The organism is Vampirovibrio chlorellavorus (genome assembly GCF_003149375.1).
Classification (GTDB): domain Bacteria; phylum Cyanobacteriota; class Vampirovibrionia; order Vampirovibrionales; family Vampirovibrionaceae; genus Vampirovibrio; species Vampirovibrio chlorellavorus_B.
This window is the reverse complement of the sequence record NZ_QFWH01000011.1, coordinates 1-13,810: the sequence shown is the minus strand read 5'-3', so window position 1 is coordinate 13,810 and position 13,810 is coordinate 1. Positions and strand designations below refer to the sequence as shown.

Below are 13,810 nucleotides of genomic sequence, written 5' to 3'. Positions count from 1 at the left end.
GTCAAACCGCGCCGCACCCAGGGCAGACTTCCAGAATCAATTCGATTTTTTAGATTTTTTGGCCGTTCTCGTAGCGATCCAGGTTCATCACCTTGGTCCAGGCGGCAATAAAGTCTTGCAGGAACTTTTCCCGGGCATCCTGCGAGGCATAGACTTCCGCCACGGCCCGCAGTTCGGAATTGGAACCAAACACAAGATCCACCGGGGTGGCTGTCCATTTCCGTTCGCCGGTCTTGCGATCATAGCCCTCGTACAGGCTGTCCGAACCAGCGGCCTTCTTCCACTGGGTAGACATATCCAGCAAGTTGACAAAAAAGTCATTACTCAGGGTTCCCGGACGGCTGGTAAACACCCCCGCCGGAGACTGCTGGTAATTGGCGTTCAGGGTGCGCAAGCCACCCAACAGAACGGTCATCTCCGACACGCTCAGGTTCAACAGACTGGCCCGCTCCACCAGCATTTCCGCCGGGGATTTGGGGTTATCCTGCCCGAAGTAATTACGGAAACCGTCAGCGGAGGGCTCCAGCACAGTAAAGGCGTTCACATCCGTCTGCGCCTGTGAGGCATCCGTGCGGCCCGGTTTGAACGGAACGCTCACCGCCTTGTATCCGGCGTCCCTGGCCGCTTTCTCAATGGCGGCAGTTCCGGCCAGTACAATGGTGTCCGCCAGAGAAACCTGCTTGCCATTCTTCAGTTTGGCGTTAAAGCCCTTCTGAATAGCCTCCAGCCGGGGAAGCACCTTGCTCAGCTCTTCCGGGTTATTCACCGCCCAATCCTTCTGAGGGGCCAGACGAATCCGTCCGCCATTGGCCCCGCCCCGCAGGTCCGTGCCCCGGAAGCTGGCCGCCGAGGCCCAGGCCACCCGAACCAGTTCAGGCACGGTCAAGCCGGACTTCAGAATCTCAGCCTTGAGGGCCTTCACATCGGCATCGTCAACCAGTTTGTAATTGACCATCGGCACCGGATCTTGCCACAAGAGTTCCTCTTTGGGCACCTCCGCACCCAGATACCGACCTCGTGGGCCCATATCCCGGTGGGTCAGCTTGAACCAGGCCTTGGCAAAGGCCCGTTCAAATTCTTTGGGATTTTCCTGAAAGCGCTTGGCAATTTCCCGATAGGTTGGGTCAAACTTGAGGGCCAGATCGGTGGTGAACATGATGGGCGCATGCCGTTTGGCCGGATCGTGGGCATCCGGCACCAGCTTGGCCACCGATTCGTCCTTGGCCACCCATTGAATCGCTCCGGCGGGACTCTTGGTTTGCACCCAGTCGAAGGCAAACAGGTTATCAAGATACTGGGTGGTAAAGGTGGTCGGGTTAAAGGACCAGGCCCCTTCAAGGCCGCTGGTCACCGTATCGCCCGCGTTGCCCTTGCCGCATTTATTTTCCCAGCCCAAGCCCTGTTTCTCGACGCCGGCAGCGGCAGGCTCCGGGCCCACACATGTGGGCGAATGCGCCCCATGGGCCTTCCCAAAGGTATGACCGCCCGCAATCAGGGCCACGGTTTCCTCATCATTCATGGCCATCCGCCCGAAGGACTCTCGAATGTCCTTGGCCGCAGCCAGCGGATCGGGCTTACCGTTGGGGCCTTCCGGGTTCACATAGATCAGGCCCATCTGCACGGCGGCCAGCGGATTTTTTAATTGGCCGTCCTTGTTGTAGCGCTCGCTGGCCAAAAATTTGGTTTCCGGCCCCCAGTAAACCAGATCCGGCTCCCAGTCATCCACCCGTCCGCCCGCAAAACCAAAGGTCTGGAATCCCATATTTTCCAGGGCCACATTGCCGGTTAAAACCATCAGGTCGGCCCAGGAAATTTTATTCCCGTACTTCTGCTTGATGGGCCAAAGCAGGCGACGGGCCTTGTCCAGATTGGCGTTGTCGGGCCAGCTGTTGAGCGGCTCAAATCGCTGTTGTCCGCCATCCGCGCCGCCGCGTCCATCGGTTAACCGATAGGTGCCAGCGCTATGCCAGGCCATGCGGATAAAAAACGGGCCATAATTGCCATAATCCGCAGGCCACCAGTCCTGAGAGGTAGTCAGTAAGTCGTTAATGTCTTTCTTGACAGCTTGCAAGTCCAGGCTGTTGAACGCTTCGGCGTAGTTAAAGGTTTTCCCCAGCGGATCGGACTCCGAAGTGTGACGACGCAGTATGCTGAGGTCAAGCTGGTTGGGCCACCAGAACTGGTTGGTTCTCGGTTCGCCTTTGTCCAGAGTCTCGCTGAGGGCAATGGTCGAAGCCAGGGAAATCCCCAACAGGCTCATCAATACAGAGGCTTTTAACACCCATTTTATCTTCATGGTTCAAATCACCTTTTTATTTCAAAACGGGAGAATCAAACGTACAGCTACTATGATACACCCTTCCGCAAAATCCGATTCCGCATTCAGCACAGCGGCATTAACCAGCCGCCCGGCCCCTGCCATCCGGCCCGCTTCCCAACGGTGGCCTGTCGGCCCCCTGCACACCCGCCGGGGACTGTACAGGGCAGCCTGCCACCTGACACACTCTCTCCCATGCCATCGGATTCAAAAATTCAAAATTAAATGCCCGGGCACCCATACCCCTTTTATCATCCACAAGCCCAGCAAGAAGCAGGAGCGTTGTACGTGCTTTTCTGGCATAATATGAGAAACCAGATCCGCCACACGGCCAAGTCGGGAACCCGGGCAATTGAAAACGTTCAGTCTCAACCCCAAGCGATGGAGCGCCCTGATTGGGCTGATTCTCTATGTGGTTCTGGGCTTGTTCACGCCTGAATCCCTGGCCGCGCTCACCCTGGTTGTGGATGGGCCTCACGCCCTGACCATTCAGGCGGATGCCCGAGGAAACGAATCGCTGGTGCTGCATCACCATGATCCGGGAATCTCCAAAGCGGCGGAAAACCAGTTTCATCATCGCCACCCGGACAAGCCCGATCACAAGATTCTGCTTTCCAAAACGGATGCCAGTACGTTTATCGCCCATGAAAACCGATTTGCGCGCTCGTTTGAGCCGACACAGGCCGTTTTGATCGGATTCCTGCTTATGGTCAACCCCCTGACCGGCCAAAAAACAGCCCTGCCCCAGTTATACGCCCATCCACCGCCGTCCAGTCAGGCGCTGCGTTTCCGCCAAACCATCGCTCTGCTCCTTTAAATCAACTTAATCCGCTTTGATTGTCCCGCAATCAGGTTGAATTTCGCCTGAGCTTGCCTATCCCCATCCATAGTCACACCCACAGTCAAAGGATTAAGGAGATTTTGGTTTGCGTTCTCCATTGTTCAACGTTTTACCTGTCGTATTGTCGGTCATTTTACTAGTGCATGCGCCGGCCTCGGGCCGGGCGGAGACGCCACCGGTCATCACGCTGGAGGCTGCCATTGAGATGGCCACGCGCAATAACCTGAACTATCAGGCCGCACGAGCCCAAAAAGAGATCAGTCAGGCCCAGATCACCACAGCCAAGGCCCGCTTGAACCCCATGCTGGTTTCCGACAACGGCATTGCTGAAAAAACCTATCGGCTAGGCCTGCAACAAACCCTGGAACTGGGCGGCAAGCGCAAAAAACGGATTGCCGTCGCCGAGACCCAGAACCAAATCACGGAAACCACCACCAAAGCCCGGTTTCTGGAACTGCGAACGGGGGTGAGAAAAGCGTATACAGAGCTTTATACGGCCATGGAGCGCCAGAAGGCTTATGAGGACATTGTTGAAACCACCCAGCGCCTGCTGAGCATCGCCCAAAAACGGGAGACCATGGGTGACATTCCCAAAGTGGATGTTCTGGGGGCTCAAATTGCCTTTGCCAACTCTAAAAATGACCATCAAACCGCTTTTTATCAGGTCGTCTCCGCCAGAAATCAACTGAGCGCCCTGCTGTTTCAGCCCCTTACGCCTGAGCAGCTTTTGGCCGCCCCACCCAGCTTTGCCCAGGAAGCCCTACTGACCGTTCCGCCACCGAAGGCCGGACAGCCCTTGCAGGCTTCACTGACCGAATCGGCGTTGAACCTGAGTCTTCTGATTGAGCAAGCGTTGAAAATCCGGCCCGAACTTCAGGAAAATCGGTTAAACGAGGTCTTAACGCGGCAACGTCTGGCCTTGGCCAAAAGCAACCGCATCCCCAACCTGAACCTTTCCGCTGGCCCGGATTTGGTGGCTGAACCCGGCCAACGGCGGTTAAATGTTTATGTGATTGGGGCGTTGGATATTCCTGTGTTTAACCGGCAACAAGGCCCGATTGAAGAGGAGTCCGCCCGCCAACGGCAACTCCAGCTCACGCAACAGGCCTTGAGGAACCAGATTACCTATGAGGTTATAAACGCCCACACGGCCTTCATTGCCAGCCAGCAACGCCTGAAGCGCTATGAGACAGAGCTGCTACCGGATGCGGAGCGCATTGTTAAACTGGCCCAGTTGAGTTTCCGGGAGGGCAAGTCCTCCATCCTAACCCCCATTAACGCCCAGCAGGCCTTTATCAATACCCGGCTGGGCTACATGCAAGCTATTCGCGATCATCAGGATGCCATTAGCGATTTAGAAAAAGCGATAGGAACCGGATTATGAAAACCGCTCGTCCACGTTACCCATTATTTTCTCTCAGCGGACTGACCGTGCTGGCCGGACTGATTTTCCTGTCCGGGTGCGGGGCCCCCACCCCCGAAGCGGTACCGGCCCTCAAGCAGGCCGCCTCATCCGATCTCGTGCGCCTGACGCCAGAGGCCGTCCGCAAAAGCGGCATTCAGGTGGCACGGGTCAGCGATCGGCCCCACCATAGCCGGATTAGCACCATTGCGGAAGTCAAGGCCGATGAGAATCAGGTCTTTCATCTCAGCTCGCTGGTGGGGGGGCGGCTCATCAAGGATCAGGCCAATCTGGGCGACAGGATTCGGCAAGGCCAGACCGTGGCCGTGATTCGGAATCAGGAAGTGGTCAAGGCCCAGGCCGCTTCCATTCACGAGTTGCACAACAATGAAATCGCCATACAGCAGGCAAAAACCCGCCTGAAACTGGCCCGGCAAAACTACCAGCGGGAAAAAGCGCTTTACGCCGATGGGGTTTCCCCCCGCAAAGACCTGCTGCTGGCCCAATCCGAACTGGAGCTGGCCCAATCCGCCTTAAGCGGTTATGAGGAGCATAAAACCCACGTGCTGTCAGAAGCAAAGGCCTTGCTGGGCACCTACGGGGTCGCCTTCGACAGTCAGTCCGAACGCCTGCAAACCGGCAGTCCCATTGTGGCCCCCCGCAGCGGGGTGGTCACCCGGAAAACCATTACCCTGGGCGACACGGTCAGCGCCGATCAAATTTTGTACGAGGTGGCGGATCTGTCCCGGGTTTGGCTGGATATGACCGTGTATCCCCAGGATTTGGCCGGACTGAGGCTAGGCCAGAGCATTCGCTTTACCAGCGACAGTCTGCCCAAGCGGGTGTTTATGGGTCGCATCAATTACATTCCGCCCAATACCAATGCCCAAAGCCCCGTGTTTATGGTTCGGGCCTTTTTGGATAACACGGACTACAGCCTGAAACCCGGCATGTTCGGGCAGGCTGAAATTGACTCCGCCAGCCGGGAAAGCATGCCGTTTGTTCCCGAAAAAGCCCTGCAAAAGTACGGACGGGAAGCGTTTGTCTTCATCCCGCTGGGCAACAACCAATACCGGAAGCAGCCCGTGACCATCGACAGTCAGGATAGCACCGGATACTTTATTCGTCAGGGGTTGAAGGCAGGAACCCCGGTGGTGACCGAGGGCAGTTTTACCCTGAAGGGCGAAATGCTGAAAAAACAGCTTGGAGAGGACTAAGATGGAACAGTTTCTTGCCAACCTCATCAAGCAGCGCTTTCTGGTTTGTCTGGCCTTTGCCTTCGTCATTCTGGGGGGAATTTGGGCCTACCGCAGTTTACCCATTGACGCCTTCCCCGACCTGACCAATGTGCAGGTGCAGGTCATTACGGAGGCGCCCGGTATGCCGCCTATTGAGGCGGAACAATTGGTGACGGTTCCCCTGGAGTCGATCCTGAACGGCTTGCCAAAAGTGGAGCAGGTTCGCTCGGTCAGCAAGTTTGGGCTTTCCATCGTCACGGTTGTTTTTCACGATAACGTGAACATTTATTTTGCCCGCCAGTTGGTGAATGAACGCCTGCAAAGCGTGCGCTCCCGCTTGCCGGATGGCGTTACCCCCCAACTGGGGCCCATCTCTACCGGCATGGGGGAAATTTACCAGTATGTGGTGGAGGGCAAAGGCTACACCAGCAGAGAGTTAAAAAACCTGCACGACTGGGACATTAAATATCAACTGAGAACCGTGCCGGGGGTCAATGAGGTGAACACCTGGGGCGGGCAAACGCAGGAGTACGTGATCACCCTGTACCCGGAGCGGCTGACCCAGTACGACCTGACCTTGCAGGACGTGTTTGCCGCCCTGAAAAACAACAACCAAAATTACAGCGGCGGCATCATCGAACACGGGGCCGAACAGTACATTATCCGGGGTCTGGGGCGGGTGGAAACCCTGGACGATATTGGCGACATCGTGGTTTCCCGTAAAGGCGGCCTGCCGGTTACCCTGAAAAATATTGCCCAAATTGGCCTGGGAGACGCGTTGCGCCAAGGCGCCGTGACCAAGGATGGACAGGGAGAAGTGGTCACCGGACTGGTCATGATGCTGAAAGGCGAAAACAGCCGGGAAGTCATTGAACGGGTCAAGGAGAAAGTCCGGCAGATTCGCAAAAGCCTGCCGGAGGGCATTCAGTTGAAGCCCTTTTATGATCAAACCCGTCTGGTGGAGCAAACCATTCACACCGTTCAAACCAACCTGATGGAAGGGAGCATGCTGGTCATCGCCGTGCTGCTACTTTTGTTGGGTAATCTGCGCGCGGCCCTGATTGTGGCCGTGGTCATTCCCATTTCCATGATGTTTTCCCTGATGGGCATGAAGGCCCTGGGCCTGACCGCCAACATCATGAGCCTGGGGGCCATTGACTTTGGCATGATCGTGGATGGGGCCATTGTGATGGTGGAAAATACCGTGCGCAAGCTGGCCCATGCCGAACCGGGCGTGACTCCCAACACCGGGGCCGTGGTGCGGCAATCCCTGAAGGAAATGGCCCGACCCATTCTGTTCGGGATTTTGATCATCACAGTGGTCTACATGCCCGTGCTGGCGCTGGAGGGCATGGAGTACAAAATGTTTTCGCCCATGGTGTTTGCGGTCTGTTTCGCCCTGCTGGGTTCTCTCATCTGTGCGCTAACGCTGGTGCCGGTACTCTGCACGTTTTTCCTCAAGGGCAAGGTCGAAGAACGGGAGAACTTTTTCATCCAAAAAATTCGCCCGGCTTACCTCAGCCTATTGGAAAAGGCGCTGGCCCACCGCCGCATGACCGTTTCCATTGCCGTGGCCCTGTTTGTATTCACCGTGGCCAGCGTTCCGTTTTTAGGAACGGAATTTGTGCCCCAGCTGGATGAAGGGGACATCCTGATTGAGACCGTCAACCTGCCCAGTATCTCACTGGCCGAAAAAATGAAAGTGACCACCCAGATAGAGCAGTCCATCGGCGATATTCCTGAAATTGAGACGGCCGTCTCCAAACTGGGCCGTCCCGACTTGGCCACCGATCCCATGGGGGTGTATCAAGCGGACGTGTACGTGATGCTGAACCCAAAATCCACCTGGCGACCGGGCATCACCAAGCAGAAATTAATGGCCGAAATCGATCGTCGCCTGAATCGGGATATTCCCGGCACCCACTTTAACTTCACCCAGCCCATTGCCATGCGGGTGGATGAGCTGGTTTCCGGGGTACGCTCCGATATTGCCGTTAAACTGTTTGGCGAGGATTTCAACGTTCTCAGGGAAAAGGCGCACGAAATTGAACGGGTTATTCGCTCCGTTAAGGGCCAGCGGGACTTGCAGACTGAGAAGCTGGAAGGCAGTTCTCAAATTGTCATCACCCCGGATCGGGTTAAAATGGCCCGCTATGGCGTTCAGATTTCTGACCTGAAAGCGCTGGTGGGCACCGCTGTTTTGGGAGAACCGGTATCAGAAGTGCTGGAGGGCCGCAAGCGGTTCACCATGCGGGTCAAGTTTCCCGGGGGCAGCCAGACCGATCCGCTTTTATTGCAGTCCCTGTTGCTGGATACCAGCACCGGCCAGCGCATTCCGTTGGGACAGGTGGCCAATATCCAGACAAAGGAAGGGCTTGAGGTTATCAACCGGGAATCCGCCCAGCGCCGCATCGTGGTGATGTGCAACGTGGATGGCCGGGATATCGGATCGTTTGTGCGAGAGGGCCAGCAAAAGATCAAGGAAGCCGTTCATCTGCCGCCGGGTTATTACATTGAATGGGGCGGCCAGTTTGAAAACCAGCAACGGGCCATGCAAAAGCTGATGATGGTGGTGCCGCTCTCCATTGTGGTGATTTTCCTGCTCTTGATGGCCACCTTTTCCTCAGTCCGCCATTCCCTGCTGGTGATGCTGAACGTTCCCTTCGCCCTGATTGGGGGTGTCATCGCCCTGTGGCTGAGGGGCATGTACCTGAACGTGCCCGCTTCTATCGGCTTCATCGCCCTGTTCGGGGTGGCTGTGCTGAACGGTCTGGTGCTGGTATCGACCATCAACCAATATCTGAAAGAAGGACATCCCCTCCCCCGGGCCATACAACTGGCCGCCGAAACCAGACTAAGACCGGTTCTGATGACCGCGCTGGTGGCTATTTTGGGCTTTCTGCCCATGGCGTTATCGCAAGGCGCTGGCGCGGAAGTTCAGAAGCCACTGGCCACCGTGGTCATCGGCGGGGTATTCAGCGCCACGTTTTTAACCCTGATTGTTCTGCCCGTGATCTATAGCTGGACGCAGGGGCCGAGTCAGCGGCAACCGGCGGTGCCGGATTAAGATTATCGAACGATTCAGATCCTCGAATTAAGATCAGTCGTAGCGCAAGTGGCTGCGATGACATTCAATGTGCCGGCAACCCGTTGAAGCCCCGGCCAACCACACTGTGAACATGGGAAAAGGGGAAAACAGAAAAGATCGGCCCAAATCCCCCGCCTATCCATAGACGAGGGATTGAAGGGCTTTAAAAACCGCTGACTTATCGTAAGTTGTTGGACAATTTGATCAGCAGGTTCAGTACGCCAATACCGACCGTGGAAGTGGCGTTGGGGTCCGTGGACAGACTGTTCATGTATGCCCGGGTTTCTGGACTGAACTGGGTTAAGCCAAAGTCGAGGGAGCGGGGGTTGGTCAAGGCATCTTTGGCCAGTTCATCGGTTTTGAACGAGCGGTCCAGGATGCGATGCCCCCACAGGGAGAAGTTCAGCAGTTCCTTGGCGGTCACCGGAGAAGTTTTGGTAAAGTCCGTGACGCCTTGCGGGGTTTCCACGTTGGGCGTGGCACGCATCATTTCCGCGGCGTTCAGGCTGGCGCTTTTGGTGGTGATATCTTTGGCGAATCCGGGAATGGGAACATGATCGGTGGTCGGCCAGACATCCTCGATCAGTTTCATATAGGCGCTGCCATTCACTTTGCCATCATCCTTCAGATCCAGTTCTCCCCATTTGCGCACCATGTCCTTGTTGGCGGCAACTTGCTGGGGGGTATCCTTGGAGCCCTGGAATATGCCCCGGTTGTGGCTGGCATCCGGCGCTAACAGGGTGCGGAAGGCTACATCGCCATTAATTTCACCGTCGTAGAGATCGTGCCCCAGCATGCGCAAGCCGACACGGGCAAACTTACTGAGACCCGAAGGATCTTTGTCATCCAGAAGTTGAGTATTCACGGGCTTGGCCGTTTTGAACAACTGATTCACAAAGGCCGTGGTCATGTTGCCTCGGGCGTCCACGGGAATATCGGACAACTTGAGGCTCCCGGGTTCAATCGGGCCGGTGGGTGTGGGTGTGGGGGTGGGCGTCGGCGTCGGCGTCGGCGTCGGCGTGGGCGTGGGCGTGGGCGTGGGCGTGGGCGTGGGCGTGGGCGTGGGCGTGGGCGTGGGCGTGGGCGTAGGGGTAGGCGTGGGCGTGGGCGTGGGCGTTGGCGTGGGGGTTGGCGTGGGGGTTGGGGCGGGCGGTTTCATATTTCTCAAAATCGCCAGAAGCGATTGCAAAAAGGACAACAACATCTGCAAAATAATCGGGGAGGAAAAGGCTTGAGAACCACTACGACCGGCAGTATTGCGCTGCCGGGTTAAAAGATTTGTTGCCTGCGCAGTCGCCGCATTGCGGGCCGCATTGGCGCTATTGGGGGTGGGCGTTGTCACCGGTTTACGATTGAACGCCGAGATGCTCGGGTTGATGTTGACCATAGCCTATATCCTCAGAGTTGGGAACGAGAAGGTATATATTTAATATAAAAATTTAAAATAACAATTATTGCCCCAAGTCTTAAATTTGAGACTGACTGGTCAACCGACAACGAAAAGTACAGGCCCAAATGGCCCGCCAACAGACGCACGCAAAGCGGCTCGGCCGCCCAATCAGGATGCCCGATATAGGCTTAAGGCCCTATTTCCCGAAAAATCCCGGCGGAAACTTTCCACCCTTGGGCATTTTGGGCATTTTCAGTTTGGATAAATCCGGCATTCCCCCACCCGCGGAAGGCATTCCCGGCATTCCCGGAAAACCAGACCCACCCATGCCCTGCATCATCTCGGCCATGGGGTCTTTTTTCTTTTTCTTAATGCTGCGGGGCATTTTCAAGCCGCCTGAACTCCCCACCGCAGTCTCCGGCTCGGGCTTCATGCTATCGGTAAACCGGGTGAGCTGCTTCATGACCATGCGCATTTGCTCAAACTGGCGCAAAAAAGCCTCCAGCTCAGCGTCTTTCATGCCACAGCCCTTGGCAATGCGCAGGCGACGGCTTTCGTTAATCAGCTCGGGCTTGCGGCGCTCGGCCAGGGTCATGCTGGAGATCATGGCCTCCACCCGCTTCATCTGGCCTTCCCCACTGTGGGAGATCATCTCACGCATTTCCTTGGTGATGCCCGGAATGGGCAGCATGCCCAAAATCTGTTCCATAGAACCCAGCATTTTAAAGGACTTCTGAATCTTCAGAAAATCCTCAAAAGAAAAAGCGTCCTTGCGCATTTTTTCTTCCAGACGCTGGGCCTCTTCCATATCAAACGCTTCCTGGGCCCGCTCCACCAGACTGACCACATCGCCCATACCCAAAATGCGGGTGGCCATGCGATCCGGGTGAAACACCTCCAGGCCGGTCAGCTTTTCGCTGGTGCCAATCAGCTTGATGGGTTTGCCGGTCACTTCCACCACGGAAAGGGCCGCTCCGCCCCGGGCATCCCCGTCCAGCTTGGTAACCACAATGCCGGTTACTTCCAGTTGGGCGTTAAACGTCTCCGCCACGGCCACGGCCTCTTGTCCGGTCATGGCGTCAATGACCAATAGCTTTTCCTGCGGTTGCAACACCCGCTCCACCAGCAGGAGTTCGGCCATCATGTCGGTATCCACCTGCAGCCGACCGGCGGTATCCACGATCACCGTATCATAAGCCTCCGCTTTAGCCTGAGCCACCCCGGTGCGGGCAATTTCCAGCACGTCTTTGGAACCTTCAATGGTAAAAGTCGGGATATCGATCTGCTTGCCGAGGGTGATTAACTGTTGAATGGCAGCCGGACGATAGACATCCGCCGCCACCAGCAGCACCTTGCGGCCTTCCTTGCGCAGCTTTAAAGCCAGTTTGCCCGCCGTGGTGGTTTTCCCGGAACCCTGCAAGCCAAACAGCACCATAATATTGGGCTGTCCCGCCAGATTGAGCGCCTGAGTCTCCCCCCCCATCAGGATGACCAACTCGTCATGGACGATTTTAATCAACTGCTGGCCGGGCTCGACGCTTTTCAGAACCGCTTCCCCCACGGCCCGGTCTTTCACCCGGGAAATAAAGGCCTTGATGACCCGCAAGCTGACGTCCGCTTCCAGCAAGGCCCGGCGCACTTCCCGCAGGGCGTCTTCCATGTTCTCTTCCGTCAGCTGCCGATCGCCTCTGAAATTGGCGAAAACGTCCTGTAAGCGGTCGGAAAGCTGGTCAAACATCAGTGAGGGTTCCTAAAGATTAATCGCTGGATTTAAGATTTTACCTCAAAAACACGTTTCCCTCAGCGACAAAAAACACCCACTGACACCGCATGACCGTGGAGCCAGCCATTTTTAAAGTTTTACCCGACAGTGCCGATAAAAAATTACGTTCAGACCTATTTAGCCTCTCGAGAGACTATCCATTCGTAGGTACACATCTAGAAGAGGTCAAAAAAAGCCCAATTTTGTTACATATCCCTGCACGGAGTTTCAATCGATGTATGAAGACAGACAGACAGACAGACAGACAGACAGAGCAAACCTAAGTGCTTCCCGTTAAGATTACAAGGCTTTACACTGGCCGAGCTACTGGTCTCTCTACTGATTCTGGCCGAGATTGCCACCTTTACCATCCCTAAAATTCTCACCTCTCAGCAAAATGGCCGCTACAACGCCGCCGCTAAAGAAGTTGCAGCCATGTTATCTGGCGCTTACATGTCATATCAGCTATCAGGCAATGATGCCAGCACGATGAGAGCGGGAGACTTAGTGCCTTACCTGAATTACACCAAGCTGGATTTAACCTCTGAAGTCGATAGCGTCAATGGAGAAAGTTCTTACACCTGTGGCGTTGGAACAAGAGTCTGCTACCATTTACATAATGGGGGCGTACTCTATTACTGGGGTCAAGACGGTTTTTGTAATGGCACCCCCACGGCAGTCTTATACACATTTGATCCCGAACCTGGCTACAGTGGGCTAACCACCGGCAGTGGCAAAGCCGTTCGGTTTTACATTTACTTAAACGGGCGACTAACAACCGAGTCTAACCTGGACGCTAGCACTAAATGGAACTCAACTACTACAGGAACAACCTGTTCGAAGAACCGCTCAGCCATTCCTTCCAGCGATCCCGCCTGGTTCAGCTGGAACTAGAGATGCGATTTCCAAAAATCTACCAGGACCCTGCTAAAGTTTTGCAAACTTGCACCGATAAATTGCTTATCTCTAAAACCGGCCTATTAGGAGACACGTCGTGCGGACGCATATTCAACGGATCAATTCCTATAGAACTCTTACAGGCTTTACTTTGGCAGAACTACTCATTTCGCTAGCCATTCTGGGGGTCATCGCCACCTTCACCATCCCCAAAATCCTAAGTACTCAGCAAGACGCCAGAAATAGCGCCATTGCCAAAGAAGCTGCGGCCATGATTTCCGAAGCGTATCAGCGCTACTCTGCCACCAACCAAGTAACGGCCAGCACCAAGGTGGGTGATTTAACGCCTTACATGAACTACGTAAGCACTGGCAACACGGCCGTTATCAATGCAAACGGAGGGGCACCGGTCGGTGCGAGTGTTTCCTGTTCATTATTCGGTGGTCAGTGCCTATTGCTGCATAATGGCGCCAGATTATTAGTGGTGCCAACCATCAGTTTTGCCGGAACGGACGCATTAAACGCGCTCTGGTTTCACTTGGATCCGGATGGAACGGCCAACAATACCAACGCCGTTGTCTTCTTCCTCTATTATAACGGTAGAATCAAATCTTACAGCACCATTGATCCCAATACCGTTAGTAGTGACGGTGTTCGAAGCGCAGACGTCGATCCCAGTTGGTTTAGCTGGAATTAAATTAGAACCCTTTGCAAAAGTTGAACGTCATTCTTCCAATCAACTTGGAGGAATGGCACCATGTACATTCAGCTCAGTGATAAACAATGGGAAGCGATTCGGGAGTATCTGCCGCCAATCAACATGAATGGGCGTCCCCGTTGCTCGGATCGGGCAGTAATTAATGGGATTTTGTATG

The 13,810-nt window shown here is 55.3% G+C and carries 8 protein-coding genes; 5 read left to right on the top strand and 3 right to left on the bottom strand.

The genetic code is table 11. From position 1 onward, the window contains the following. Positions 1–49 precede the first annotated feature (49 nt). Positions 50–2,296, bottom strand: coding sequence for a catalase/peroxidase HPI (gene katG / locus DF283_RS12445; protein WP_303675208.1), 2,247 nt, complete (start codon positions 2,294–2,296; stop codon positions 50–52). A gap of 373 nt (positions 2,297–2,669) precedes the next feature. Here katG and DF283_RS12440 point away from each other — a divergent pair, with 373 nt between their 5' ends. The 4 genes from DF283_RS12440 (at position 2,670) to DF283_RS12425 (ending at position 8,865) form a co-directional block, all read left to right on the top strand. Continuing rightward, complete coding sequence (locus DF283_RS12440) at positions 2,670–3,134, top strand: hypothetical protein (RefSeq protein ID WP_303675207.1); 465 nt, start codon at positions 2,670–2,672, stop codon at positions 3,132–3,134. A 109-nt stretch (positions 3,135–3,243) separates the two neighbouring features. After that, the gene (locus tag DF283_RS12435; RefSeq protein WP_303675206.1) at positions 3,244–4,542 is read left to right on the top strand and encodes a TolC family protein; all 1,299 of its coding nucleotides are present in this window, start codon (positions 3,244–3,246) and stop codon (positions 4,540–4,542) included. Next, on the top strand, positions 4,539–5,777 hold the full coding sequence (locus tag DF283_RS12430) for an efflux RND transporter periplasmic adaptor subunit (RefSeq protein ID WP_303675205.1): 1,239 nt from the start codon (positions 4,539–4,541) through the stop codon (positions 5,775–5,777). The genes DF283_RS12435 and DF283_RS12430 overlap by 4 nt, the downstream gene beginning before the upstream one ends. A 1-nt stretch (position 5,778) precedes the next feature. Continuing rightward, on the top strand, positions 5,779–8,865 hold the full coding sequence (locus DF283_RS12425) for an efflux RND transporter permease subunit (protein WP_303675204.1): 3,087 nt from the start codon (positions 5,779–5,781) through the stop codon (positions 8,863–8,865). A 199-nt stretch (positions 8,866–9,064) separates the two neighbouring features. Here the strand turns inward: DF283_RS12425 and DF283_RS12420 are convergent, their stop codons facing one another. Both DF283_RS12420 and ffh read right to left on the bottom strand, forming a co-directional pair. Then, entirely contained in the window at positions 9,065–10,273 is a 1,209-nt protein-coding gene (locus tag DF283_RS12420; RefSeq protein ID WP_303675203.1) for a hypothetical protein, read from the bottom strand. A gap of 199 nt (positions 10,274–10,472) precedes the next feature. Further along, positions 10,473–12,014, bottom strand: a complete 1,542-nt coding sequence (gene ffh, locus DF283_RS12415; protein WP_303675202.1) for a signal recognition particle protein — start codon at positions 12,012–12,014, stop codon at positions 10,473–10,475. Positions 12,015–13,032: 1,018 nt separating this feature from the next. On the opposite strand from ffh, the gene DF283_RS12410 reads away from it, so the two are divergent. Further along, positions 13,033–13,632: a type II secretion system protein gene (locus DF283_RS12410; RefSeq protein WP_303675201.1), complete on the top strand. Its 600-nt coding sequence runs from the start codon at positions 13,033–13,035 to the stop codon at positions 13,630–13,632. The last annotated feature ends 178 nt before the right edge of the window (positions 13,633–13,810 follow it).